General features: G+C 44.2%; 22 protein-coding genes, 2 pseudogenes and 1 other annotated feature. Of the genes and pseudogenes, 16 read left to right on the forward strand and 8 right to left on the reverse strand.

The window, feature by feature from the left end; genetic code table 11:
• Window positions 1-18 precede the first annotated feature (18 nt).
• The 3 genes from ACXAEA_RS06130 (at window position 19) to ACXAEA_RS06140 (ending at window position 3,853) form a co-directional block, all read left to right on the forward strand.
• Window positions 19-1,383 (forward strand): sigma-54 interaction domain-containing protein, encoded by a 1,365-nt coding sequence (locus ACXAEA_RS06130; protein ID WP_475095028.1) that lies wholly within the window; start codon window positions 19-21, stop codon window positions 1,381-1,383.
• 357 nt (window positions 1,384-1,740) lie between these two features.
• Window positions 1,741-3,060: a GntP family permease gene (locus ACXAEA_RS06135; RefSeq protein ID WP_475095029.1), complete on the forward strand. Its 1,320-nt coding sequence runs from the start codon at window positions 1,741-1,743 to the stop codon at window positions 3,058-3,060.
• A gap of 16 nt (window positions 3,061-3,076) precedes the next feature.
• The gene (locus ACXAEA_RS06140; protein WP_475095030.1) at window positions 3,077-3,853 is read left to right on the forward strand and encodes a 3-hydroxybutyrate dehydrogenase; all 777 of its coding nucleotides are present in this window, start codon (window positions 3,077-3,079) and stop codon (window positions 3,851-3,853) included.
• 75 nt (window positions 3,854-3,928) lie between these two features.
• Here ACXAEA_RS06140 and ACXAEA_RS06145 read toward each other — a convergent pair whose 3' ends face one another.
• The 4 genes and pseudogenes from ACXAEA_RS06145 to ACXAEA_RS06160 all read right to left on the reverse strand — a co-directional run bounded on the left by ACXAEA_RS06145 (window position 3,929) and on the right by ACXAEA_RS06160 (window position 7,881).
• Window positions 3,929-4,648 carry a LutC/YkgG family protein gene (locus ACXAEA_RS06145; protein WP_475095031.1) on the reverse strand — a complete coding sequence of 240 codons (720 nt, stop codon included), beginning with the start codon at window positions 4,646-4,648 and terminating at the stop codon, window positions 3,929-3,931.
• Window positions 4,645-6,075, reverse strand: a pseudogene (locus ACXAEA_RS06150) (LutB/LldF family L-lactate oxidation iron-sulfur protein). The gene ACXAEA_RS06145 and the pseudogene ACXAEA_RS06150 overlap by 4 nt, the downstream one beginning before the upstream one ends.
• 97 nt (window positions 6,076-6,172) lie before the next feature.
• Window positions 6,173-6,889 (reverse strand): (Fe-S)-binding protein, encoded by a 717-nt coding sequence (locus tag ACXAEA_RS06155; RefSeq protein WP_475095032.1) that lies wholly within the window; start codon window positions 6,887-6,889, stop codon window positions 6,173-6,175.
• Window positions 6,890-6,936: 47 nt separating this feature from the next.
• A complete protein-coding gene (locus ACXAEA_RS06160; protein ID WP_475095033.1) occupies window positions 6,937-7,881 on the reverse strand; it encodes a nuclease-related domain-containing protein in 945 nt (314 codons plus the stop codon).
• A 431-nt stretch (window positions 7,882-8,312) separates the two neighbouring features.
• Window positions 8,313-8,532 (forward strand) — a binding site (T-box leader).
• An 82-nt stretch (window positions 8,533-8,614) separates the two neighbouring features.
• On the opposite strand from ACXAEA_RS06160, the gene leuS reads away from it, so the two are divergent.
• The 4 genes from leuS to ACXAEA_RS06180 all read left to right on the forward strand — a co-directional run bounded on the left by leuS (window position 8,615) and on the right by ACXAEA_RS06180 (window position 12,206).
• Complete coding sequence (leuS, locus tag ACXAEA_RS06165; RefSeq protein WP_475095034.1) at window positions 8,615-11,029, forward strand: leucine--tRNA ligase; 2,415 nt, start codon at window positions 8,615-8,617, stop codon at window positions 11,027-11,029.
• A gap of 177 nt (window positions 11,030-11,206) precedes the next feature.
• Window positions 11,207-11,518: a rhodanese-like domain-containing protein gene (locus ACXAEA_RS06170; RefSeq protein WP_475095035.1), complete on the forward strand. Its 312-nt coding sequence runs from the start codon at window positions 11,207-11,209 to the stop codon at window positions 11,516-11,518.
• Window positions 11,519-11,575: 57 nt separating this feature from the next.
• Complete coding sequence (locus ACXAEA_RS06175; protein ID WP_475095036.1) at window positions 11,576-11,761, forward strand: sporulation protein Cse60; 186 nt, start codon at window positions 11,576-11,578, stop codon at window positions 11,759-11,761.
• Window positions 11,762-12,062: 301 nt separating this feature from the next.
• Window positions 12,063-12,206: a hypothetical protein gene (locus ACXAEA_RS06180; RefSeq protein WP_475095037.1), complete on the forward strand. Its 144-nt coding sequence runs from the start codon at window positions 12,063-12,065 to the stop codon at window positions 12,204-12,206.
• A 53-nt stretch (window positions 12,207-12,259) separates the two neighbouring features.
• Here the strand turns inward: ACXAEA_RS06180 and ACXAEA_RS06185 are convergent, their stop codons facing one another.
• Window positions 12,260-13,528, reverse strand: coding sequence for a BaiN/RdsA family NAD(P)/FAD-dependent oxidoreductase (locus tag ACXAEA_RS06185; protein WP_475095038.1), 1,269 nt, complete (start codon window positions 13,526-13,528; stop codon window positions 12,260-12,262).
• 277 nt (window positions 13,529-13,805) lie between these two features.
• Here ACXAEA_RS06185 and ACXAEA_RS06190 point away from each other — a divergent pair, with 277 nt between their 5' ends.
• Window positions 13,806-15,434 (forward strand): putative polysaccharide biosynthesis protein, encoded by a 1,629-nt coding sequence (locus ACXAEA_RS06190; protein ID WP_475095039.1) that lies wholly within the window; start codon window positions 13,806-13,808, stop codon window positions 15,432-15,434.
• A 191-nt stretch (window positions 15,435-15,625) separates the two neighbouring features.
• Here the strand turns inward: ACXAEA_RS06190 and ACXAEA_RS06195 are convergent, their stop codons facing one another.
• Complete coding sequence (locus ACXAEA_RS06195; RefSeq protein ID WP_475095040.1) at window positions 15,626-15,874, reverse strand: hypothetical protein; 249 nt, start codon at window positions 15,872-15,874, stop codon at window positions 15,626-15,628.
• 104 nt (window positions 15,875-15,978) lie between these two features.
• Here ACXAEA_RS06195 and ACXAEA_RS06200 point away from each other — a divergent pair, with 104 nt between their 5' ends.
• Window positions 15,979-16,695: a pseudouridine synthase gene (locus ACXAEA_RS06200; protein WP_475095041.1), complete on the forward strand. Its 717-nt coding sequence runs from the start codon at window positions 15,979-15,981 to the stop codon at window positions 16,693-16,695.
• A 69-nt stretch (window positions 16,696-16,764) separates the two neighbouring features.
• Here the strand turns inward: ACXAEA_RS06200 and ACXAEA_RS06205 are convergent, their stop codons facing one another.
• Complete coding sequence (locus ACXAEA_RS06205) at window positions 16,765-16,986, reverse strand: DeoR family transcriptional regulator (protein WP_207500860.1); 222 nt, start codon at window positions 16,984-16,986, stop codon at window positions 16,765-16,767.
• A gap of 473 nt (window positions 16,987-17,459) precedes the next feature.
• On the opposite strand from ACXAEA_RS06205, the gene pepV reads away from it, so the two are divergent.
• The 3 genes from pepV to speD all read left to right on the forward strand — a co-directional run bounded on the left by pepV (window position 17,460) and on the right by speD (window position 20,852).
• Window positions 17,460-18,875, forward strand: coding sequence for a dipeptidase PepV (gene pepV / locus ACXAEA_RS06210; protein ID WP_475095042.1), 1,416 nt, complete (start codon window positions 17,460-17,462; stop codon window positions 18,873-18,875).
• A 36-nt stretch (window positions 18,876-18,911) separates the two neighbouring features.
• Window positions 18,912-19,766 carry a D-amino-acid transaminase gene (gene dat, locus ACXAEA_RS06215; RefSeq protein WP_475095043.1) on the forward strand — a complete coding sequence of 285 codons (855 nt, stop codon included), beginning with the start codon at window positions 18,912-18,914 and terminating at the stop codon, window positions 19,764-19,766.
• A gap of 234 nt (window positions 19,767-20,000) precedes the next feature.
• Window positions 20,001-20,852, forward strand: a complete 852-nt coding sequence (gene speD / locus ACXAEA_RS06220; RefSeq protein ID WP_475095044.1) for an adenosylmethionine decarboxylase — start codon at window positions 20,001-20,003, stop codon at window positions 20,850-20,852.
• A gap of 36 nt (window positions 20,853-20,888) precedes the next feature.
• Here speD and cysK read toward each other — a convergent pair whose 3' ends face one another.
• On the reverse strand, window positions 20,889-21,824 hold the full coding sequence (cysK, locus tag ACXAEA_RS06225; protein ID WP_475095045.1) for a cysteine synthase A: 936 nt from the start codon (window positions 21,822-21,824) through the stop codon (window positions 20,889-20,891).
• 227 nt (window positions 21,825-22,051) lie between these two features.
• Between cysK and thpR the strand changes: the two genes are divergently transcribed.
• From thpR to pulA, 4 genes and pseudogenes are all read left to right on the forward strand, one after another.
• Window positions 22,052-22,648, forward strand: a complete 597-nt coding sequence (gene thpR / locus ACXAEA_RS06230; RefSeq protein ID WP_475095046.1) for an RNA 2',3'-cyclic phosphodiesterase — start codon at window positions 22,052-22,054, stop codon at window positions 22,646-22,648.
• A 14-nt stretch (window positions 22,649-22,662) separates the two neighbouring features.
• The gene (locus ACXAEA_RS06235) at window positions 22,663-23,631 is read left to right on the forward strand and encodes an NERD domain-containing protein (protein WP_475095047.1); all 969 of its coding nucleotides are present in this window, start codon (window positions 22,663-22,665) and stop codon (window positions 23,629-23,631) included.
• Between the two features lie 30 nt (window positions 23,632-23,661).
• Window positions 23,662-24,642, forward strand: a complete 981-nt coding sequence (locus tag ACXAEA_RS06240; protein WP_475095048.1) for a diacylglycerol/lipid kinase family protein — start codon at window positions 23,662-23,664, stop codon at window positions 24,640-24,642.
• Window positions 24,629-26,780: pseudogene (gene pulA, locus ACXAEA_RS06245) on the forward strand (type I pullulanase). Before ACXAEA_RS06240 ends, pulA begins: the two are co-directional and overlap by 14 nt.
• The last annotated feature ends 43 nt before the right edge of the window (window positions 26,781-26,823 follow it).

Here is a 26,823-nt window from a genome sequence, read left to right on the forward strand (position 1 = left end):
AAAACAAGGTGACGGATTATGAATGCGAAGCTTTTACATATACCAGCTGATATCATTGAAACCATCGTCGAGAATGCATTTGAATGGCTTGTTGTTGTCGACCGTGAAGGCAAAATCATCTATATCAATCATAATTACTGTGAATTTCTCGAAGTGAACCGTGAAGAAACGATTGGCAAGCATGTGACAGAAGTAATCGAGAATACGAGGATGCATATTGTGGCCCAGACAGGAAAGGAAGAACTGGCTGATCTGCAGTATATTAAGGGCAATTACATGATTGCCAACCGGGTGCCAATCATTAAAAATGGGGAAGTGATTGCGGCGTTCGGAACTGTATTTTTCAGGGATACGCAGGAATGGATGAAAATGGACAGCCATGTAAAAAGCCTGCTCACGAGAATGCAGCCTTATATCCAGAAAATTGATTCAGGCGTAAAATATTCACTTGATGATATCCTCGGTGATTCACAACAGATTAAGAGTTTAAAAGAGAAAGTGAAAATGGTATCCAACAGCAATATTTCCATTCTCATCAGGGGTGAGAGCGGGACAGGGAAGGAGCTGTTTGCCCACAGCATCCACCAGCTCAGCAGCCGGAGCCAGAAACCGTTCATCAAAGTGAACTGTGGCGCCATTCCCGAGAATCTGCTCGAATCCGAGTTGTTTGGCTATGAAGAAGGAGCGTTTACCGGGGCAAAAAAGGGCGGGAAAAAGGGCAAATTCCAGCTGGCGAATGGTGGTACATTGTTCCTCGATGAAATCGGGGACATGCCGCTCAGCATGCAAGTCAAACTTCTGCGCGCCCTTCAGGATGGAGAGATAGAACCGATTGGGTCGACCAAATCTGTCTCGGTTGATGTCCGGATTATCGCTGCGACGAACAGGCCGCTGGAAAATATGATTGAAGACAAGCGTTTCAGGGAGGATTTATTTTACCGGATCAATGTTGTTCCGTTCAGTGTTCCACCGTTAAGGGAGCGTTCTGAGGACCTGACTTTGTTAATTGCTCATTTCATCGAGAAAGTCACTAACCGGTTGGGCAAGAGGATTGGCGGAATCGACCGTCACGTCATGGAAGTGCTCACATCTTATAGCTGGCCCGGAAATATCAGAGAGCTTGAAAATGTCATTGAGGCCGCGGTCCATTTGACTAAAGGGGAACAGATTACGCTTGAATCCTTGCCGGATTACCTGCAAACACAGAATGCCCTGTATCGCTTCAATAATAAAAAGCTCAAGGATATCCTCGAGGAAACGGAAAAATGGGTTTTAAAACAAAGTCTGGAAAGAAATTATGATGATAAAGGCCTGGTGGCAAAGGAACTTGGCGTAAGCAGGTCGACGCTTTATGAAAAGCTCAATAAATACCACCTTATTTAGTCCGAAAACCCGGAATGCTGTCCGGATTTTCGGACTTGTTTTTTTCTAGCAAATTTTTAAAATGTTATCACTGTACTAATGGTTGAAATTCAACTGGATTTGGACAGGGGTTTTTGAAAGATAACTAGTAAGTAATTTTATAAAAAAAATAATAGAGTCCGGAAATCCGGAATTTTATTACTGAAAATTTAGAATATAATCTCATATTACTTAACCTTAAAAGTTGGCACGATTGTTGCATTAATATAAAACAGCAATTTTATTTAACTATTTTGAAAGCGTTACCAAACTTAAGCAGGGGAGGGCAGGGTGAAGTTCATCTGTTTTGATATTAAAAAACACAAAGGGGGAAAAGAAATGCTGAGCATGATTGGATTGATTGGCGGTCTGGCATTATTGATTTATCTGACGATGAGGGGTATGAACCTGCTTATTGTTGGGCCGTTATCTGCTCTGGTTGTCGCTTTGTTTAGTGGAATGCCGCTGTTCCCGCAGCTGACTGAAGAAGGAGCAGCCAATTTTGTTGGCAATTATATGTCTGGATTTTCTGGCTTCGTTACTGCATGGTACCTGATGTTCTTGCTTGGTGCGATTTTTGGAAAGGTGATGGAGGACAGCGGTGCTGCTGACAGCGTCTCGGAATTCATCGTTGGAAAGTTAGGGATGAAATATGCAGTGTTGGCAATTGTCGTTGCCTGTGCCGTTTTGACTTATGGCGGTGTAAGCTTATTCGTCGTTGCGTTTTCGGTTTACCCAATGGCATTGAGCTTGTTCAGGCAGGCGGATCTGCCTAGACGTTTTATTCCGGCCGCATTGGCCTTTGGTTCGGTTACTTTTACGATGACATCTGCAGGTTCTCCTGAAATCCAGAACTGGATTCCGATTCAATTCCTGAATACTTCTCCGTATGCCGGCTGGGAAGTCAGCTTAATTGTTGCCGTCTTCATGATGATTTTTGGTTATTGGTGGCTGAAAAAGATGATCACGAAAGCAGTAGCAAGAGGAGAGAAATTCGTAGCTAGAGACAAGGATCCAATGGTCGAAAAACGCAGTCTTCCAAATCCGTTGATGGGTGTCCTTCCACTTTTGGTGGTTTTGGGGATTTCGTACTTTTTCCATGATTCATTGAAGCAATCTGCGCTGATCATTGCACTTCTTGGCGGAGTTGTTGCTGCTTATGTGCTTAATCGCAAATATTTTAAAAATTTCTGGGAGGCAGTTTCAGAAGGAACGATGGGTGCACTGATCGCCATCGGTAATACAGCAGCGGTCGTCGGTTTTGGCGGCGTCGCAAAAGCGGTTCCTGCTTTCCAGACTGCAGTCGATTTTATGACAAATATCCCTGGAAGCCCACTGATTGGTGCTGCAATAGCGGTCAGTGTCATTGCCGGTATGACTGGCTCAGCATCAGGGGGGCAGGCAATCGCACTGCCATTGCTCGCTCCGCATTATCTCGACATGGGTGTCAATCCGGAAGCGCTGCACAGGGTTGCCGCGATTTCCTCAGGTGCACTGGATTCACTGCCGCATAATGGCTATGTTGTAACGACTGTCAGGGCAATCTGCGGCGAGTCTCATCAGGATGCTTATAATCCAGTTGCCGCTGTGACTGTTATCGTTCCCGCAATCGGTGTGATTATTGCGATTGTTCTATTCTCACTAGGTCTAGGAATTTAAGGGAAGGAGTTTCATGATGGTACAGGATAAAGTAGTACTGATCACCGGGGCAGCCCAGGGGATCGGGTATGAGATTGGCAAAAGCTTTGCTGAAAAAGGCGGTAAGGTATTTTTAACAGATTTGCAAGAGGAAGCAGTGGAAAAAGCGGCCGCGAGCCTGCGGGATTTGGGTTTCGAAGCTGCCGGCCTGAAATGCGACGTCACGAACGAGAAGGATATTGAGAAGGCCGTGTCCGGATGCGTAGAGCATTTTGGCACAGTGGATGTGCTCATTAATAACGCAGGTTTGCAATATGTATCGATGATCGAAGACTTCCCGACGGAAAAATACGAACTGCTGATTAAGGTGATGCTGACTGCGCCATTCGTTGCCATAAAGCATGTGCTGCCAGTCATGAAAAAGCAAGGCTTCGGCCGTGTGATCAATATGGCCTCGATCAACGGATTAGTCGGTTTCGCAGGGAAAGCAGCGTATAATAGCGCCAAACATGGCGTCATCGGCCTGACAAAGGTTGCTGCGCTTGAAACTGCAGAGCATGGGATCACAGTGAACGCCGTTTGTCCCGGGTATGTGGATACGCCATTAGTAAGGAACCAGCTTGCAAGTCTGGCAGAGACGAGGAATGTTCCGCTTGAAAAAGTGCTGGAGGAGGTTATTTTCCCGCTGGTGCCGCAAAAGCGGCTGCTGGCTGTTGAGGAAATCGCCAATTATGTCCTCTTTCTTGCAAGTGATGGTGCCAAAGGAATCACTGGCCAGGCGGCCGTCATTGATGGAGGGTATACGATACAATAAGGTTGAGTCTAGGGTAAAAGAAACTATCCGAAAAAATGAGCCGGTTTCCTTGAGGGAGTCCGGCTCATTTTCCATTTATAGATCCTCGATGACGATATAAGTGGCTTTTACTGGACCGTGCACTCCAACGACAAGGTTCAGCTCGATATCCGCTGAATTGCTAGGTCCGGTAATGAAGTTGATGCAAGATGCCACCTGCTTGCCTGAATGATGCATTTCCTGCAGTTTTTGTGCGGCCTGGGTAATCCTTGGAACGATTGAGCTTTTGGGTATGAGTGCAATGTATGTCGCAGGCAGGAAACTTACGGTCCGTCCTTTATCCTTGCCGCTGAACAATACGACTGTGCCAGACTCTGCTAGAGTAATTTCACTGATGGTGAGCCCGACATTGGCTCTTTCAGCCTGGCGGATGTTTTCAATCCCATTTGTATAATCCCATTCATATACTTCCATATTTTTGGCCTGCCACTCATTTTTCATCAGCGGATCAAGTCCCCATTGCGAAAAACGATCATCTTTCCAGGTTACGATAGGTCCGCCGCCGTGATCCTCGACAACATCGTTCAATATCTTGGGCAAATTTTTCAGGTCGGTCATCACAAGACTCGTATGGATTTTAAGGCACTGGTCTTTCAGAACTTGAATCAAATTATCAGGAGTCGCATCTTTTAAAATCTCAATCTGTGGGCGGTGCTTCCAATCAGGGACTTTTACTTCGGTTGTGCGTCTGCTCCTGCCAAGTGAGTTGGCAATTTTGTCAAGGAATGCCTCACGGTTTTGGATAGTCCCTGTCATGATTCGCTGCCCCCTTTTTCCCTGTCTTTGAACCAGTCTCTGAATCTTTCTTTGTTTGGAGCCGGGAATTCCCTGATTTCCGTCCAGGCCTTTAATGGTCCGGGCCCATTTGAAATTTTATCGCCGGCTGTAAAAGGATTCATCGCTGCAGGTGCTGCTTTGGAGCCGAACTTGTAAAGCATAGGGGAAGCTGCCCCGAGTCCGAATGCCTTCATCGCGATTTTTTCTGAGATCGGCGCTTTGCCTTCCTGTTCGACGATGACCTGGCGATGCTTGTGCAATAGCTGATGAAGCGGTATTTTTACGGGACAGACTTCTGTACAGGCTCCGCACAATGTAGATGCATATGGCAGCTCCTTGTATTCATCGTACCCGCCGAGAAGCGGGGATAATACAGCACCAATCGGGCCGGAATAGATGGAACCATATGAATGGCCGCCAACATGCCGGTAAACTGGGCAAACATTGATGCAGGCCGCACAGCGGATGCATTGGAGGATTGGCTGGAACTCGGTGCCGAGTATTCTTGATCGGCCATTATCCACGATCACAAGATGGAATTCTTCTGGTCCATCAGTGTCCAGCTCTTCACGCGGGCCAGTAAGTACCGTAATATAGCTCGTCAGCTTCTGGCCAACGGCACTTCTCGTCAACAGGCTTACAAGAACCTCGAGTTCTTCGAATGTTGGCACGAGACGCTCCATTCCCATCACCGTGATTTGTGTTTTCGGCAGGGCCGTTACAAGGTCGGCATTTCCCTCATTTGTCACAAGTGCGAATGATCCTGTTTCCGCTACAGCGAAATTGCAGCCAGTGATGCCGATATCCGCTGTCAAATATTCCTGACGCAGCATTTTCCGGGCATGCCAGGCCAGTTCTTCAGGCTTTTCGGTATTTTGATAGCCAAGTTTTTTGGAAAAAACATCCCGGATTTGCTCCTTGTTTTTATGTAAAGCCGGTACGACGATATGTGATGGCGGGTCATGGTCATCGACCTGGAGAATATACTCTCCTAGGTCCGTCTCAATCACTGTACAGCCTGCTTGTTCAAGGGCAGAGTTGAGGCTGATTTCTTCCGTAACCATCGACTTTGCTTTGACGATTTTTTTTGCGTTCTTTTTTGCGGCGACATCTTTTATATAGTCATTAGCCTGTTCAGCTGTCTGGGCGAAGAAAACATGGCCGCCGCGTTTTGCTACGTTCTCGCTAAGCTGTTCAAGTTAAAAGTCCAGATTTTCAAGAACATGCTGGCGGATTTCCTCTCCATGGTTCCGCCATTCTTCCCAGTTTCCCAGTTCATCGGCGGCGTCCTGTCTCCTGGTTCCCATCCTTTCCTGGGCTCCGGCAACAGCACCTCTCATGAATGAGTCATTGATGCCATTTCCGACACGATCCTTGAAATCATGTGTCCCGATTTTCATTGGCATAAGATTGGCCCTCCTTCTCTCAAACTATATGCTGTTCTGCAGCTCTGGAATATCCCGAACTTAACGGCAATTCAGCACTTCTGCGATATGCCCGGACTTAACGGCTATTCAGCACTTCTGCGATATGCAGCACCTTGACTGGCTTGCCTTTTCGCTCGATTCGTCCGCCGATGTTCATCAGGCACCCGGCGTCTGCACCAATCAAATAGTCAGCTCCAGTTTCTTCGATATGCATGACTTTTTCATCCACCATCTGTTCCGAGATTTGCGCCATTTTTACCGAAAAAGCCCCGCCGAAACCGCAGCATTGCTCCTTGGATGGGAGCTCGGTGAATTCCAGTCCCTTCACATTGCTTAATAGAATCATAGGAGCCTTTTTTACACCGAGCAGTCTCGTCATATGGCAAGAAGTATGGTAGGTAACCTTGCCCTCGAACCTCGCGCACACATCTTCGATTTTCAATACATCCACGATGAATTGCGTCAGTTCATAGGATTTAGCTGCCAGATTCCTAGCTTTCAATTCCCAAACCGGGTCACCTTTGAAAACATGTGGATACTCATGAAACATGGCAATGCAGGAACCGGAAGGAGATACAACGTATTCCGCTTCGGCGAACGTGTCGATCATCGATTTCATCGCCGCCTTCGATTCCTTCACATAACCGCTGTTGTAGGCAGGCTGGCCGCAGCAAACCTGCGATTCCGGGAAATCAATCTCACAGCCAAGCCGCTCCAGAAGCTTCACCGTCGCCTTCCCCGCATTGCTCTGGAACAGATCCACCAAACAAGTCGCAAAAAGAGCCACCTTCATCGTACCGCCTCTTTTCCTTTTTAAATAATAGTACTACATATATTTTGTCAGCTGAAAAAATCTTTTGGAGGGGAATACGTTTTGTTTTTCTTTGAACCAGACGGGATAAGGTTGAGCGAATTCAATATATGAGTAGCAAGATCAATCGAGTCAATTTCTAAATATTCACGAAGCTGTTTGTTGCTAATGGAAAAACCGTGCAGTAGAAAATAATCTTTAATTGTGAAAATATGGGCAGTTTTTGAAATATGGCTGCAGGATGAGCAAAGCCAATTCCCATGAATCCTTTTCATTCCAAAATCATGGCAATTCGGGCATTGAATCCCTTTCTTCATTTCACTAAGAGGAAGATTCAATGTTTTTGGATCAATGATTAATGGCTGATGAGATTTTATTAATTTATGCGCAATCTTCTTAAGATCCTTCATCGTGAGAGTTTCAGATTTGTACTTTATTTTCATATCCTCAATCTTATAGAGTGAACGGGCGGTCCGACAAACTCTATAGGATACTTCAGGGGTCCTGTTTGAGTTTTTAATGATTGTTTGTGAACTGCTGATCGTAACGAAATATTCAATAGGCGGGAAGGAGAAGGAATGGTTTATTAACCAGGTAGTTAAATTTGAAGTTTGAATTTTTGCTTGTAAAATAGGATTTCCATATGAATCTTGTCTGCCATCGATATTTCGTATCAATTGATCGAATGTTGTATCTATGTTAATCTCACCGGCGTAATTTTTGGATTCGAAATTAATGAAAAATGATGGGTAAAGGAGTAGGGTATCGATTTGAAAGAAGGTTTCTAAATGAGGAAGTCTCAAACTCTGAATGAGAATATAATCCTTATCTGGAAGTTGTGAAAGGTAATAATCCAGATCAATTTCTCCCTTGTACCCCGCCTTCAATTTCATCAGTTTTTTCTGAAATTCTGTTTTGCGGGGATGGTTGATTGGGATCCTTCTCACAACGGCTTCATAAATTAGGATTTTCATTGGTATTGTTCTCTTTTTTAAAATCAAGTTTATCACTCCTATTTTGTTTTCGTTTTGATAAACTTTTGCTTGAGAAAACAACAAAGTTTACCAAAAGAGTATTATTTACTTCAAATTTTACCTCTTTTTATAATAGAAAACTGTGAACAAATTCTTTCATGGTTAAAAAGATTATTTTATTCGCAAATTAATAAATTTATTCGCAAATTCGAATGGTTTATTCGCAAAAAAGGAATTTTATTCGCAAATTTCTATGGTTTATTCGCGAACTGTAAATTCTCAGCGATTTTTTCCAAAATTGTGTCCGAAAACAAGGTGAAATTCCTACACAAAATAGTCACCATCTTCATAAACTACTCTCCATAATCATTTATTTCCATCCCTGCTTGCATCTGCGGGGGAATTTTATTACAATATCCCTATATTCATAACGAAAGACTTCGACAAGGAGTAGTAGTGGTGCAAAGCCTGATGTAGAGAGCTGGCGGTTGGTGCAAGCCAGACAGGACCATCATGAACTCGCCTTTGAGTCGCATACGTGAACTGACAAGTAGCGTTTGCCGTATTCCGCGTTAAGGATGAATGAAGCGAGTGTTGCACACTAATTTGGGTGGTACCGCGGGAGATCATACATATCCTCTCGTCCCTTTTACAGGGACGGGAGTTTTTTATTTTTACGAAGAAAATTCCATCCGCAAAAATAAATCGAAACCAAAACAGGAGGGCATTTACGATGAGCTTTAACCATCAGGAAATCGAGAAAAAATGGCAAGACCATTGGGAACAGAACAAAACGTTCAAGACGACTGAAGATAAAGGGAAAGAGAAGTTCTACGCGCTGGATATGTTCCCGTATCCATCAGGTGCCGGCCTTCACGTCGGCCACCCGGAAGGATACACGGCGACTGACATCCTTTCTCGCATGAAAAGGATGCAGGGCTTCAACGTCCTTCATCCAATGGGCTGGGATGCATTCGGACTTCCGGCAGAGCAGTATGCTTTGGATACTGGAAATGACCCGGCTGAATTCACTGAGCAGAACATCAATACGTTCCGCCGCCAGATCAAAGCATTAGGTTTTTCATATGACTGGGACCGCGAAGTCAATACGACTGATCCTGGCTACTACAAGTGGACGCAATGGATTTTCTTGAAGCTATATGAAAAAGGCCTTGCGTATATTGATGAAGTAGCTGTTAACTGGTGCCCGGCACTTGGAACAGTTTTAGCGAATGAAGAAGTAATCGACGGGAAAAGTGAGCGTGGAGGGCATCCGGTAGAACGCCGTCCGATGCGCCAGTGGATGCTTAAAATCACAGCATACGCAGACCGCTTGCTTGAGGATCTAGATTTACTTGATTGGCCAGAAAGCTTAAAGGATATGCAGCGCAACTGGATCGGCCGTTCTGAAGGTGCTGAAATCACATTCAACATCGAAGGGCATGATGGAACATTTACTGTTTTCACAACGCGTCCGGATACATTGTTCGGAGCAACTTACGCAGTGCTTGCTCCAGAACACCAGCTGGTTGATACAATCACGACAGCTGAGCAGCGTGCGGCAATTGAAAAATATATCGATGAAATTAAGAGCAAGAGCGACCTTGAGCGTACTGACCTTGCAAAAGATAAAACAGGTGTATTCACTGGTGCTTATGCAAACAACCCGGTGAATGGCGAAAAAATGCCAATCTGGATCGCTGACTACGTTCTAGCATCATACGGAACTGGAGCCATCATGGCAGTACCTGGACACGATGAGCGCGACCATGAATTTGCGAAGAAGTTCGGCATGGAAATAAAGGAAGTGGTAGCCGGCGGAAATGTCCAGGAAGAAGCTTACACTGGCGATGGCGATCACATCAACTCTGATTTCCTTAACGGCATGGGCAAAGAAGAGGCCATCAGCAAGATGATTGCCTGGCTTGAAGAAAAAGGCATCGGCACAAAGAAGGTCACTTACCGCCTTCGCGACTGGCTGTTCAGCCGTCAGCGCTACTGGGGCGAGCCGATTCCAATCATTCATTGGGAAGATGGCACAATGTCAGCTGTTCCTGAGGATCAGTTGCCGTTAGTCCTTCCTAAAACAACGGAAATCAAGCCATCGGGCACTGGTGAATCACCGCTTGCGAATATTGATGAGTGGGTGAATGTCGTTGACCCTGAAACAGGCAAAAAAGGCCGCAGGGAAACAAATACAATGCCTCAATGGGCAGGCAGCTGCTGGTACTACCTTCGCTATATCGATCCGAAGAATGAACAGGCACTTGCCGATGCTGAAAAATTAAAAGAATGGCTTCCTGTTGATATTTATATTGGAGGAGCGGAGCACGCGGTACTTCACTTGCTTTACGCTCGTTTCTGGCATAAGGTCCTTTTTGATGTGGGTGTCGTTCACACGAAAGAGCCTTTCCAGAAGCTTTTCAACCAGGGAATGATTCTTGGTGAAAATAACGAAAAAATGAGTAAATCAAAAGGCAATGTCGTCAATCCTGATGAAATCGTCGCAAGCCATGGTGCTGATACACTTCGCCTTTATGAAATGTTCATGGGTCCGCTTGAAGCATCCATTGCATGGTCAACAAATGGACTGGACGGATCCCGCCGCTTCCTTGATCGCATCTGGCGCTTGTTCATGAATGAAAACGGCAGCTTGAGCGAGAAAATCAAGGATACTGACAATCAGAGCCTTGAAAAGGTTTACCACCAGACAGTGAAAAAGGTAACGGAAGACTACGAAGGACTTCGCTTCAACACAGCGATTTCGCAAATGATGGTCTTCATGAACGAAGCATATAAGGCCGAAGAACTTCCAAAAGCATACGTCGAAGGATTCGTAAAAATGCTGGCGCCAATTACGCCGCATATTGCCGAAGAACTTTGGAACAAGCTTGGACACAGCGAGTCAATCACGTACGCGGCATGGCCGGCTTACGACGAAGCAAAGCTTGTTGATGACGAAGTAGAAATCGTTGTCCAGGTCAACGGTAAAATCAAGGCGAAAATGATGGTTCCTGCTGATGCCAACAGAGAAACTCTTGAGCAAATCGCGATGGGAGATGATGCTGTTAAAGAACAAATTGACGGCAAAACAGTCCGCAAAGTGATTGCAGTACCAGGAAAGCTTGTCAATATTGTCGCTAACTAATATTTATTCGCAAAGGATCGCATTGGCGGTCCTTTGTTTTATCATGTTCTATACCCTATAAGGTGTATTCTTTGTATTATAAAAAGAGTTTTTATATAATAAATAGGGGAAAATCATAAACGTATCGAATCCTATAATTGAGGATTAATTTATCTGTAAAAATGGAGGAAAACAATTATGAATAATATTGAAACAATCTCAACTGAAGAGCTTCAAAAGAAATTGGAAGCAGGCGAAAAGCCAGAAATGATCGACGTACGTGAGCATGATGAAGTGGAATCTGGAATGATCCCAGGAGCCAAGCACATCCCAATGGGCGAAATTCCTGAGAGAATGAGTGAATTAGATAAAGACAAGGAATACATTTTCATCTGCCGTTCAAGCGCACGAAGCGGCAACGTCTGCCACTACTTGAACGAACAAGGCTACAAAGTCCGCAACATGGTTGGCGGCATGATGAGCTGGGGCGGAGAAACAAAACGCCCATAATTATAAAATTCTGAAAATCTGGCCATAATGGATGCTAAAAAGGAAGGAAGACTTACCTTGATCCAGGTCAGAGTGTTTGATCATGAACATGAACAAGATTTAGAACAGGATATGAACAGATTTCTCGAGAAGCTTGATGAAAAAAAGCTTCTGGACATTAAGTACAATGTCGCGGTCATACCTGAAGAAGAGGACGAAGAGCAGATTTACTGTTTTTCAGCCATGATCGTGTACAGAGCCTGAGTTTTCGGGCTCTGTTTTTTTGTGCAATGAAAAAGTGAAAATATATATCTTATCATTTCATGAAGGACATAAATCAGTGGGAGAACGTAAAAATTGTCCGTCATCGAGTTCATAAAGGACAAAAATTGGTGGAGATTCAAAAAAAGTGTCCGTCATCGAGTTCATGAAGGACAAAAATTGATGGAGTATCAAAAAAAGTGTCCGTCATCAAGTTCATGAAGGACAAAAATCGGTGGGATAACGTAAAAAGTGTCCGTCATCGCAGTCATGAAGGACAAAAATAGATGGGAGAACGAAAAAAATGTCCGTCTTCGAGGTCATGAAGGACATATATCAGTGGGAAACAAAAAAAGTGTCCGTCATCAAGGTCATGACGGACACAAATCGATGGGAGAACGTAAAAATTGTCCGTCATCAAGGTCATGACGGACAAAAATCTGTGTGAAACCGAAAAAAGTGTCCGTCATCAAAATCGCAACGGACACTAGTTCATTCAATCTATCTCTGCAGTGCATACTCCGCTGCATTGGTTCCAGCGAGCCTGCCAGTTACAAGGGCAGAGGTGATATTGTAGCCTCCTGTGTAACCATGGATGTCGAGGATTTCGCCGCAAAAATAAAGTCCATCTGCTTTCTTGGATGCCATTCTCTGCGGCTCGACTTCTTTGACTGACACGCCGCCGCCTGTGACGAATGCTTTGTCTAGGGGCAAGGTACCGTTCACTTTGAATTCGAATTGCTTAGCAGATTTGGCGAAGCTTCGGAGTTTTTCATGGCCAATCTGCCCGCCTTGCATCCCAGGGTCAATATCATTACGTTCAAGAAGGAACAATAGGTAACGTTCTGGCAGAAGCCCCTTCAGCAGATTTTTCACTGCTTTTTTCGGCTCAGCTTTGATCAATTTATTCAGTTCCTGGAACAATTCTTCCTCCCTCATGTCAGGAAGAGCGTCCAAAGACATGACGACCTCTTTCAGATTCCATTTTTGCATCGCTTTGACGACGAACTGGCTGCAGCGCAGAACTGCTGGGCCGCTGATGCCAAAATGAGTGAAGATCATATCCATTTTATGGGTGATCAGCGCTTTCCCTTTTGGATTGAGGACGCTGAGGCCGATTCCTCGTAAAGAAAGACCCTGCAGGACTTTTTCTTTGATAAAAGGTTCACTGGACGTCAATGGCACTTCGGTCGGAAACAGGGTGGTTATCGTATGGCCTGCTTTTTCAGCCCAGGCATAGCCATCGCCTGTCGATCCGGTGTGCGGCACTGATTTTCCGCCAACTGCGATGATGATGCTGTCTGCATACAACATTTCGCCATTTTTCAATTCCACTGCGTGCGCCGTGCCATTATTGTAATGAACATCTGCTGCAGGGCTGTTTGTCCTGATTTCAACCTTCAGATTCTTAAGCTTAGAGAGAAGGGCATCAACAACTGATTGGGCCTTATCCGTGACAGGGAACATCCGGCCATGATCTTCTTCTTTCAGTTTGATTCCGAGTCCCTCGAAAAATGAAATAATATCTTCATTGCTGAAAATTGAAAGGGCACTGTATAGAAAACGCCCATTTCCGGGTATATGTTTAATGATTTCATCGACTGGCAGCCGATTGGTCACATTGCAGCGTCCGCCGCCGGAAATCGCCAGCTTTCTGCCAAGCTTGTCTCCTTTGTCGATCAGCAGCACCTTTGCGCCTTGTTCGCCAGCAGCGATTGCAGCCATCAAACCAGATGGGCCGCCTCCTAGAACGATTACATCGTATTTCATAATTCCACCAACTTTTCACTTCACTTTAATCTATGCATTTGTGCACTTTTCTTATTATAATGCATCTCTTCATTAAAAACATTGCCAGGAATGATGATCTTCAAACAGATAAAAGACTTCGTCTTCAAAACTGGCAGTCAGGTTAAAATAGGAGTAAACTAGGGAATGCAGAAAAAGTCTGCTATAAATGATAAATATCATAGTACCCGGTTTTGTTTATGGTAAAATACAAGTTTGTAATCTGTTTTTATTTTATCGATTGAAAAGTAGGGATCTTATGTCATCTAAGCTTTTACGAGGGACGTTCATATTGACGCTTGGCACGATCTTATCGAAGGTGCTGGGTTTATTTTATGTCATTCCCTTTTTTGCGATTGTAGGCCGGTATGGAACCGCGCTTTACTCGTTTTCCTATATTCCGTATACGATTTTCATAAGCATAGCTACAGCGGGTGTCCCGCTGGCTGTGTCTAAATTTATAGCAAAATATAACGCTCTTGAGGAATATTCGGTGGGCAGGAAATTGTTCAAGTCGGGTGTAGCAGTAATGCTTGCGACAGGAATACTTTCGTTTTTGGTCATGTATTTTACAGCGCCAGGGCTTGCCGAAATGGTTATAGAGCAGAATAGTGAAGAAAATGTAAAAATCACTGCCGAGGATGTTACAACAGTGATTAGGGCTGTAAGTTTTGCACTGATCGTTGTACCATTCATGAGCTTGATCCGCGGTTTTTTTCAGGGCCATCAATCAATGGGACCTTCTGCCGTATCGCAAGTTGTTGAGCAAATTGTACGTATAGTTTTTGTGCTGGCAGGAGCATATGCCGTATTGAATGTTTTTAAGGGAGATATGGTCACAGCTGTTGGCGTGGCTACTTTTGCAGCGTTTATCGGTGCGCTTGGCAGTTTGGGTGTACTGGGATGGTACTGGGTAAAAAGGAAACCACATCTAGATAAGCTGCTTGAGGAAGACAAGAAGACGATGGATATTTCCTTAAAAGATATATATAAGGAAATCCTGCTTTATGCGGCACCGTTTGTCTTTGTCGGGATTGCCAATCCGTTGTTCCAATTCATTGATATGATGACTTTCACCAGAGCGATGACATCCATTGGTTTTAGCTCAAATGAAGCGAGTTCGGCGTTTTCTGTATTGAATTTCGAAACACATAAGCTGGTGATCATACCTGTTTCCCTGGCTACGGCTTTTTCATTGACACTGGTGCCCAGCATCACTAAAGCTTTCACAGAAAACGACCGCAAGGGGATGAGAAGGCAGCTTGACCAGACGTTTCAGGTCCTGATGTTTCTGACTGTACCTGCAGCAATTGGCATTTCGTTGCTTGCGGAACCTATGTATACTGTTTTCTATGCACATGATAACCTTGGGACAGAAGTGTTGAGCACTTACGCGCCAGTAGCGATATTATTTGCCCTATTTTCCGTAACAGCCGCAATCCTGCAAGGAATCAACGAACAGCGTTTCACGATTCTAAGCTTGCTGACTGGATTATTGGTGAAGCTCACTCTTAACATCCCAATGATCAAGCTGTTTGAAACGCAAGGAGCTGTCCTTTCGACGGCGTTAGGCTATATAACTGCGATTCTCATCAACTTGTTTGTTATAAAAAAATTCGCCAGATATCCAATGGGCCTTGTGACGAGAAGGATTATCCTGATCCTGATGTTCTCGGGATTGATGGCAGGTGTCACGATGGCATTTTACGAAATGTTTGTCCAGTTCCTGTCACCTGCTTCAAAGTTCCAGTCAATCGTGATCATTGCAATCTCTGCGATTGTAGGTGCTTCGGTTTACTTCTACCTTGGACTCCGTACCAAACTGGTGGACAGGCTCTTTGGGGACCGGGTCACCAAAATCAAGCGTAAATTGAGGCTGCCGGTTTAAGCTAAAATGGCCTTCGGTTATGAAGGCCATTTTTTATAAGGGTAGAAAGTATAAAATTCACTTCGAGAAATGTCCAGCTCCAGCGCCTAGCCCCTCGAGACGCTTCGGTCCTGCCAATGAAGTCAAAGAACGACTTCACTGTCAGGTCCTCCAGCGCTTGTCGGGGCTGACCAAGGCGCTTGCGCTTTTCACTAATAATAGAACTGCTGGTCGTTATCGCGGATATCCAGACGGCGTTCAATCCTGTCGACTCTGCGGTCAAGCCGATCGATTTGATTGCTCAGTCTTTGAACCTGTCTTTCCAGGCGGTCGAGTCTTTGGTCAAACTGGCCTCCACCGCCGGGAAAACCTCCGCCAGGATAACCCCCGCCAGGGAATCCTCCACCTGGAATGCCAGGGAGAGGGATGTACAACCCTTGTCCTTGCTGACGATAATTCATTCAGGTCATCTCCTCATGATCTAATGTGAAATATGATATTAGTCTATGTAAAACTACGAAAAGTGGGATGGGCACATGCCCATTACAAAAAAAGGAGGCTCGCAATGAGAATCGATAAAGTGCTTTCGAACCTTGGGTATGGAAGCAGGAAAGATGTGAAGAAACTTTTAAAGGATGGCGCTGTAAAAGTGAATAATGCCACCATTAAAGATGCGAAACAGCATGTCGATCCTGAAAAAGATTTAATCACTTTAAATGGTGTGGAAATTGAGTACAGGGAATTTATTTATTTAATGATGAACAAGCCTCCAGGGGTAATTTCAGCGACAGAGGACAATCGTGATGAGACCGTAATTGACCTGCTTGAGGTCGATGACCAGGTATTTGAGCCATTCCCGGTCGGAAGGCTTGATAAGGATACAGAGGGCCTGTTACTGATCACCAACGATGGGCAGTTATCCCACAAGCTTTTATCACCGAAAAAACATGTTCCAAAAACCTATTTCGCTGTGATTGAGGGAGAAGTGACAGAAGAAGATATTGAAGCATTCAAACTAGGCGTCACCCTGGATGATGGATACGAGACCAAACCAGGTGAGCTTGTAATTTTAAAATCTGGTTTAACCTCTGACATTGAACTGACGATCACAGAAGGAAAGTTCCATCAGGTGAAGCGCATGTTCCAGGCTGTCGGGAAACGAGTCATCTATCTGAAGAGACTGTCGATGGGACCGCTCAAGCTCGATGAAACGCTTGAGCTTGGAGAATACAGAGAGCTTACGGATGAAGAAATCGAAATGCTGCAAACATATGAAATCTAAAAAAAGAAATCGCCGAGATAATATCTCTGGCGATTTCTTTTTTAGATAAACAAGCTTGCGCTTTTCGAATTAAGATGACATCTTTACCTTTTTCTGGGTCGTTGTCCATTTACCTCGGCTCGGACTTTTCACTAAGTCGTTGTAAGCCAGGACATTCAAATCCCTCTGGATGGTTCGAGGAGTAATTCCGAATTCCTCTACAAGATCTTGAGTTGTGACAGTACCATTCTGACATATGAACATGTAGATGGATTTGATGCGGTTTATCATCCGGTTAGTCGAAGGTTTCAAACAACCACTCCCTATCCTTTTTTAAACCCCTTGTCATTTTCCTGCAACCGACACTGATTGAAGACGAAGCCTCAAGTATGTAGTTTTCTTCTTTCCAGACAGCTCCTTTTGCGTCCATTTTTAAAAGGCAGATATAAGATGTCTAACCTTTTGGACTATTTTACACTTTAATAAAATAAAATTCCAGATAATTCACTGATTTTTATAAAAGTTTAACATTTAGCTAACTGGATAGCCCCTCCCTAATTGTTTATATACTTAACGATATGGCATTAAACAGGCTAATTATGACAGTTGTTAGAAAATTAAGAAAAAATAACAAATATATTACTGCAATATCTTATGTCCAGAGTTTACGAAAGGAACAAAGAAGGAGTAAAATATAAATCAAGTTTTCAAGTGGTACAATAAGAATGTATTTTTTGCTTAGAAATTCTTCATACATATGTAAGTGAAATAGGAGGTTTGGAACAATGACTTCAATTAACTGGACAAAGGAAGTAGAAAAAAGAGAGGCGGATTTGATTAAGGACGCGCAGGAACTCCTCAAAATCAAGAGTGTGCTTGACGAAGATAATGCAACTCCCGAAGCACCGCTTGGCGAAGGTGTAAAGGAAGCTTTGGATTTCATGCTTCAATTGGGTGAAAAGGATGGCTTCACTGCCAAAAATGTTGGCAATCTTGCTGGCCATCTCGAGTTTGGTCAAGGTGAAGAAATTGTCGGGGTTCTCTGCCATGTTGATGTTGTTCCTGAAGGAGATGGCTGGACAAGCGATCCTTATGGAGCTGAAATCCGTGATGGCAAAATCTTTGCCCGCGGCGCAATCGATGACAAAGGGCCAACGATGGCTGCATACTATGCAATGAAAATCGTTAAGGAATTGGGTCTGCCATTGAACAAGCGGGTGAGAATGATCATTGGCACTGATGAGGAAAGCGACTGGCGTTGTGTCGATCATTATTTTGAACACGAAGAAATGCCTGCGATGGGATTTGCCCCTGATGCGGATTTTCCGATCATCTATGCTGAAAAAGGCATTGCTGATTATGATTTAGTATGCAAACCTGAAGAAATGGCAAAAGAAGGATTCGATGCAGAAGTGATTGAATTTTCTTCAGGCCGCCGTTATAACATGGTTCCTGATTTCGCCAAAGCTGCCCTCATTGTCCAGCAGGGACAAACGGATATCGTCCAGCGTTTTGAAGATTATAAAAAGCAAAACGAACTTGACGGCAAAGCGGTTGTTGAAAGTGGCAAGCTGGTCCTCGAACTTGAAGGTATATCTGCTCACGGCATGGAGCCGGACAATGGAAAGAACGCTGGACTTCATATGGCAGCTTTCCTTTCCCAGTTGAATCTGGACGGAAGCAGTGACAAATATTTTCAATTCATTGCGAAATATCTAGGGAAAGATTCACGCGGCAAGGAACTCGGCATCGCATATTCAGACGACATTACCGGGGAATTGACTGTCAATGTAGGCAAGCTTTCTTATAATCGTGAAAATGGCGGACGCGCAGGTTTGAATATGCGCTATCCAGTGACGACTAAGCTGGAAAAAACGAAGGAAATATTGAATCAGCTTTTAGAAGCTGAAGGGCTTGCCATTGAGAATTTCTCCAACTCCAACCCACATCACGTTGATGAAAATGACTTTTTGGTCCAGACATTGAAAAAGGTGTACGAAGACCAGACTGGGGAAAAAGCAGAACTAATCTCGATCGGCGGGGGCACATATGCAAGGTCATTGAAATCAGGAGTGGCTTTTGGTCCATTATTCCCTGGAAGACCTGATATTGCACATCAAAAAGATGAATATATGATTATAGAAGATCTCCTAAGGGCGACTGCGATTTATGCTCAGGCTATTTATGATTTAGCAAAATAATAGGGTTACACACATAAATCAAGGAGGGGAAAAACAATGGAATATGTTATCGTAGACGGCCAGATTCTCGAAAGGACTACCGCTAAGGTTGATATAGAGGACAGGGGCTATCAGTTCGGAGATGGTGTATATGAGGTTATTCGCGTATACAATGGCAAAATGTTTACTGGGAAAGAACATCTGAACAGACTTGTGGAAAGTGCAGAGAAAATCAGGATGAAGCTTCCGTACACTCCTGCAGAGCTTGAAGACAAAATGGAAGAGCTGATTTCCCGGAACGAGTTGGACACTGGTACGGTTTATATGCAATTTACAAGGGGAACTTCTCCTCGTAACCATGTTTTTCCTGGTGCGGATGTTGCACCAACTTTTGTTGCCTATACCCGTAAGGTTCCACGACCCGAGCAATCAATGGAAACAGGAGTCAGGGCAATCCTTGATGAGGATATCCGCTGGCTGCGATGTGATATCAAAAGCCTTAATCTGCTTGGCAACTTGCTGTCTAAGCAAAAAGCAGCAGAGGCAGGATGCTTCGAAGCTATTTTGCACCGCGGGGAAACCGTTACGGAAGGCAGCCATTCCAATATTTCGATTGTAAAAGATGGTGTGATTATTACCCATCCAGCAGACAATCACATTCTTAATGGGATTACGAGACAGAAGGTGCTGGAGATCTGTGCTAATGAAAAAATTCCTTTTGAGGAAAGAGCATATACACTTGATGAACTGTCTTCAGCTGATGAAGTATTCTCATCAGGCACCACAGTGGAAGTCATGCCGGTAGTCGAAATCGATAGGAAGCCAGTTGGAAATGGCGCGCCAGGCTCTGTCACAAGAAAACTGCAAAACCTTTTTAAAGCAGAAATTGAACGCCAATGCGGCACGCTATAACATCTAACCTGCAGTTATGATACTGCAGGTTTTTCTTCGGGCAACTTTATTTCAATAAGATTTTTTTAAGAAATCACCATTTTGTTTGCGGACTAATCCCCAATGGTTTTAACCGGGGCTTTGTTTTTTCTTGGCAGGAATGGGTATCATAAAAATATTTAAATCAACAGGATACCTGCTTTTGTTCAAAATCAGACAAAGCATAGCCGAAAACCGAACAGGGGGAAACAGTAAATGAAATTCACATCAGAGCAGCATATTGAATTGCATGGATTCAATAATCTGACGAAATCCTTAAGTTTTAACATGTATGATATTTGTTATACGAAAACAAAAGAAGAGCGTGAAGCTTATCTTGATTATATTGATGAGCAGTATAATGCAGACCGTCTGACAAAAATATTGACCCATGTCTCCGATATCATTGGCGCACATGTCCTGAATGTGGCCAAGCAGGATTATGTGCCGCAGGGAGCCAGTGTGACCATCCTCGTTTCCGAAGGGCCGGTCGTCGAAGTCCCTGATGAAGCCTATGATGAATCACCAGGCCCGCTGCCGGACAACGTCGTGCTGCAGTTGGATAAAAGCCATATTACCGTCCATACTTATCCTGAATTCCATCCGGACGAAGGAATCAGTACGTTCCGGGCCGATATCGATGTATCCACGTGCGGGGAAATCTCACCGCTGAAGGCGCTGAATTATTTGATTCATTCGTTCGAAACCGATGTCATGACCATCGATTACCGGGTTAGAGGCTTCACTAGGGATAAGGATGGGAACAAATTGTTCATTGACCATGATATCAGCTCGATCCAGAATTATATTCCGGAATCTGTAAAAAACGAATTTGATATGGTCGATGTCAATGTCTATCAGGAAAACATCTTTCATACAAAATGCAAGCTGAGAGAGTTCGATTTAAATAATTATCTATTCGGATACACGAAGGATTCACTCTCCCCTGAAGAAAGAGAGGAAATCACCGAAAGACTCCAGGCAGAAATGGAGGAAATCGTCTCCGGCATGACCCTCCACTCAGGAACGATTTTTGAAGAGGACGAAGAGAATAATGATGAAAAATAAGAAAAGCTGCGGGAATGAATCCCGCAGCTTTTTACGTTAGTCTTCAAACATAAACAAATCGCTCGACAAATATCTTTCGCCTGTGTCGCAGGCGATGCAGATGACGACTTCACCCGGCTTCAGCTGCTTTGCGACATTGATTGCGGCGAAGCAGGCAGCTCCTGATGATGGACCAACAAGAATACCTTCTTCTTTTGCCAACCGGCGTGCTGTATCATAGGCATCCTCGTCCTCAATCTTGTGGATCTTTTCATATACATCCTGATTAAGGATTTTTGGGATAAAGCCAGGGCTTGTGCCGACTAATTTATGCTTACCTGGCTTGCCGCCTGATAATACAGGTGATCCGGCAGGTTCAACAACATGGACAGCCAAATCATGATATTCTTCCTTAAGCGCTTCGCCTGTACCGGTGATGGTGCCGCCGGTTCCAGCTGTTGCGACAAACGCGCTGAGTGGCTTCTTTAGTTCTTTCATCGCTTCGATAATTTCTTTCGCCGTTGATTTTCGGTGGGCGTCTGGGTTCGCATCGTTTTCAAATTGCATCGGCATGAAGCTGTTTGGAATTTCTTTTAACAGCTCTTCTGCTTTTTTGATTGCCCCTGGCATTTTTTCATCTCCAGGAGTCAAAACAACTTCTGCTCCGTATGCTTTTAACAGATTGATCCTTTCGATGGTCATCGTGTCCGGCATGACCAGGATCGCTTTATAGCCTCTTGCTGCGGCGTTCATCGCCAAACCGATTCCTGTATTCCCGCTTGTTGGTTCGATGATGGTTGAACCTGGTTTCAGTTTTCCCTCATTTTCAGCTGCCACGATCATATTGAAAGCTGCTCTGTCCTTGACACTTTTGCTTGGGTTAAAGTATTCGAGTTTCAGGTAAACCGATGCTCCACCCTCTGGGGCCAGACGGTTTAATTTTACCATCGGAGTTTCACCGATTAATGCAGCGATATTATTGACGACTTTCATGGGCGATTGCCTCCTTGCTGATTGTTCCGTTGTTTAGTATTGCCTTTTAAGTGAATAATTGATTAAGGCTGACAAAAAAATAACAATAACTTTCTTTTATCATATAAAAAAGAATTATTCCTATCAACTTGAAGGGATTAAAAAGATGATTAGAAGGAAAATCTGCCAAAAACAGATGCCATTTGCTAAAATAAATTAAAGTGGAATAGAAAGGGTGTTTTACAGGAATGGGACAGCATGTTCATTTTTTCTATGCTATCGAATTGCCAGGCGACGTAAAAGAAAAGCTTGAGGCAGCAGCGGGCAGCCTTAAAGAAGCTATGCCATTTAATTCATGGGTCCATCCCGAGGATTTCCATATCACCCTTGCGTTTCTCGGCAATGCTCCAGAACCGAAAATGGCTGCATCCAATCAATTAATTGACGAAGCAGTGAAAAAGCATGCTGCATTCGAGTTAACTATAGATCATCTGGGGATCTTCGGACGCAAGGATTCCCCCCGGATTTTTTGGGCAGGGCTTGAAAATTCAGAGGACCTGAATTCAATAAGAAACGATGTATTCTCTGCTTGTCTGACATCAGGTTTTACACTTGAAACACGCCCGTTCAGCCCCCATATCACAATAGCAAGAAAGTGGACAAGCGAGCAGTCATTTGAATATGATCAGCTGGCCAATCTCAATCCCTCTTCAAATGAAAAAATAACTTTCCATGCAGAAAGGGTCGTTTTGTACAAGACCCATCTGGGGAATAGTCCAAAATACGAACCAATTAAAATATTCTCTCTCGCTTCCGGTACGATTAATGAAGGGGAGAAAGCATAAAGGCAGGTCAATCAATGGCACAACTAATCAAACTCCAGGACTATGTTTCACGCTATGCACAGGATATCTATCTTTATCCTTCAAGATATGTTCGCCTGAAGAAAAAACAGTGGGAAGGCTTAAAGAAGAAGTGGGAAGAAGGTCCGGATCAAGCGGTGGATTCCATCTCAGAGAATTCGCTCGATGACCAGTCTAACAATCTTTTTCAAAAGCTAAAAAGTATGGTTCGCCAGCCGGATTCTTCACTTGAAGTGAATGATGCGAGGATTCAGTTCCAAAATAGTGATGACCAGGAAATAATGATGGATGATCGGACTATGGATGCGTTAAGTAAAATTCATACGATCGATGGATTGAAACAGCATTTCCTTGACCAGCTGCTTCCTTTCCAGTTTAAGTGGGCCAGCTCGACACTGACGGAAAGATCCTTTGTTGAAAAAGAATATACCCATGACCAGACACTGAAATTCTTGCTTCAGCGCTTTCCAGATACATTCCTCATTTTATATAAACCTATATTTTTACTGAAAAAAGCGCCTGTAGAGGCGGAGCTGATTCTGATTACCCCTGCAGCTGCTATGTGTATCTCTTTTATCGAGGAAGAAGAGAATGCTGTATTTGTTGGATCCAAGGATCGTTTTTGGGTCAAGAAAACCAAGAATTCACAGAAGAAAGTTTTGAATCCGCTGATTGCTCTGGGCAGGACCGAGAAAATCGTCAAGACCCTTTTCGACATGCACGGAGTGGATCTCCCTGTGCAAAAACTGCTGCTAAGCCGGAATGGGTTCATCGATTATCCGTTGCAGCCATACGGGGTGGAGTTCATCGAAAAACGCAATTTCGAAGACTGGTTCATGGCACTCAGAGGAATGAAATCTCCACTGAAGCATATGCAATTAAAAGCGGCACAGGTATTGCTTCAATTCTGCCAGACAACATCAGTCAGGAGACTCGAATGGGAGAACAGACCGAGCAGCGAATAAGATCCTAATAAATAGATAAAGGTTGATCATATGGAGAAAATCTATTTTATCGTCAATCCCAATGCGAAAAATGGGAACTGCCGGGAGATTTGGAGAAAGATTGAGAATGAACTGAAGGGGCTTGACATCGCTTATCTTGCATTTTTTACTGAGTATCCTGGACATGCGAAGGAGCTTTCTGAGTCGATTGCCCGGAAGGCGAGTGGGGCACCGGCCATCATAGCTGCAGTCGGGGGCGATGGCACCCTGCATGAGGTCGTAAATGGGATTGCGCATTATCCAAACGTTAAGGTCGGCTTTATTCCCGGCGGGTCAGGGAATGATTTTTCAAGAGGATTTGGGATCCCGAAAAGGTCCGTGGATGCCTTGCGTCTGTTACTTGAACAACAGCAGGGACATCTCTCATTCATTGATATAGGAAAAATTCGGCACAATGAATTACATGAAACATATTTTATGAATAATATGGGTGTAGGCTTTGATGCAGCTGTGGCAAAGGAGTCTAATGAATCCGAAATGAAGCGGTTTCTGAACAGGCTTTCCATGGGCAGGCTGGTCTATGTATATATCCTGATCAAGAAGCTCCTAACCTACCGCTCCATTCCTATAGAACTCACGATTGATGGGAAAGAGTATAAATTCGACGCCGCCTGGTTTGTGACCGTTTCCAACCAGTCGTACTATGGGGGCGGCATGAAGATCGCTCCAAATGCTTTGCCTGATGATGGAATTCTTGATGTGACGGTCGTCCACCAGATTTCCAGATGGAAGCTCTTATTGGTTTTCATCAGTGTCTTTTGGGGAAAGCATACAAATTTCAGGGAAGTTGAGCAATTTACAGGAAAGAAAATCTCGATTAAATCCCCTGGTGAAGTCTTGGCCCATGCAGATGGGGAAATGGCTGGACACACACCATTAAATATCCAGGCATGTCCAAAGGCTTTAACTATTTTTTCAGGAAAAAACGATTCTGGGCATACCGAGGAGTTGAAAATGAATGATTGCCATTGAAAGAAAATTTAACGCCTATCTCGATCAAGTGAATCATATAACCGTATTGCTTCCTCATTCTTATTTTGAAGGAACCTCAAATGAGTTCCGGCTAAAAGGAGAAGGCGTTGATTTGCCATTGGCAATCAAGGAGAAGGTCTACCTTGAGCATGCAGTAAAATATATTTGCTTATCGAGTGTGAATCCGGAAATTGGTAAAACGTATTTTGTCATGGATGAACATGGCGGGGAAACTGATTTGCAAATTGGTGCAGTCATCCGTTCAGAAGAGTTCGATCAATTATTTTTCTATGGCGGCGATGACCTTGGAGCAGGTTATACAAAGGATAAAACCATTTTCAAGTTGTGGGCACCGACTGCTGCGAAAGTTAAGCTGAAGTTGTTCAACGAGGATGAACCAAGCCATGAATTATTCAGTATGAAACGAATGGATAAAGGGGTTTGGAGCATTGAAGTTGACCGCAATCTGGAGCTTTTCTGCTATACGTTTTTAGTCTGCATCAATCTCGAATGGCGAGAAGCGGTCGATCCTTATGCAACCGCTTTAACCGTTAATGGAGAATATGGGGTCATCATCAATCCTTTAAAATCGCAGATTACACACACCGATTCTCCTCCACTGAACAGGCCGGTTGATGCAATAATTTATGAAACCCATATCAGGGACTTGACAATGCATCCCAGCAGTGGAGCCATTAAAAAAGGAACATACCTGGGAGCTGCTGAAATAGAAACCAGAAGTCCTAATGGCGTGGAGACTGGTCTTTCCTATATTAAAAATCTTGGTGTCACACATATTGAACTTCTTCCCTTCCATGATTTCGAAGGCGTAGATGAGCTTGACCGAACGGGTTCATACAATTGGGGCTATAATCCCATCCATTTCAATGCGCCTGATGGCAGCTATGCCACAGATCCAGAGAATCCTTATAATCGGATCGTCGAGCTTAAGAATCTGATTTCCTCCATTCACCAGATGGGAATGGGCGTAATCATGGACGTTGTGTACAATCATGTGTACATTCGAGAGGACTCTTCATTTGAAAAAATTGTTCCGGGATATTATTTTCGCCACAATGAGCATGGGCTGCCTTCGAACGGAACAGGAGTGGGGAATGATATTGCTTCTGAAAGACTGATGGCCAGAAAATATATTATCGATTCTGTATTGTACTGGCTAAAGGAATTTCAGATTGATGGCCTGCGCTTTGATTTAATGGGGATTTTGGATGTTGAGACAATGGCAGCAATAAGGAGTGCGGTAGATTCCATCAATCCTGACATCTCTGATCATCGGGGAGGGCTGGGACCTTAATACACCACTTCCGCCTGAAAGGAAGGCCAATATTGCGAACCAGGCGAAACTGCCGGGAATCGGCCAATTCAATGATTGGTTCCGGGATTCGATCAAGGGAAGTACCTTTAACATTTATGACAAAGGCTACGCCCTTGGGAATGAACGCTACCTTGAAGCAGCAAAGCAGGTAATGGCAGGCAGCGTTGGCATTGGGAAACGGAAGAATGGCTTATTTCTTCAGCCGGTTCAGTCTGTAAATTATATTGAATCCCATGATAACCACACACTTTGGGATAAGCTGAAAATATGTGATCCGGAACAGGATGAAGCCATTTTAAAAAAGCAGCACAGATTGGCTACCTCCATGGTTTTGCTTGCACAGGGAATTCCGTTCCTGCATAGCGGCCAGGAATTTTACAGGACGAAAAAAGGCGTCGGCAACAGCTACCGTTCGCCTGATGAAATCAACTGGCTCGATTGGGATTTGCGCGATGAAAACTTTGATAATGTTGAGTACATTAAAGGAATGATTGCCATTCGCAGTACAAATGAGGCGTTCCGGCTTGCTGACAGCGAAAAAATCCGCAAGCATATGTCCTTTTTGTCGATGCCCGCACCTGTGATCGGTTTTTCTTTGGCAGAAATCAGGTACCTGGGACGTTGGGAGAAAATCCTCGTGTTCATCAATCCGTCCATGACTCAGCAACTGGTGCAGTTCCCTGAAAACGCCAGGTGGAACATCCTCGCTGACCATGAAAAAGCCTCTGCTGAACCATTCCGCCATATCGAAGGGGATAAGGTATTGCTGGAGCCATGCTCTGTTTTCGTGGCTGCAATTTAATAGATACTTGATTTGATAATATTAATTTAGGTTTCATGGGGTT

The organism is Mesobacillus sp. ABV4_180 (assembly GCF_056158485.1).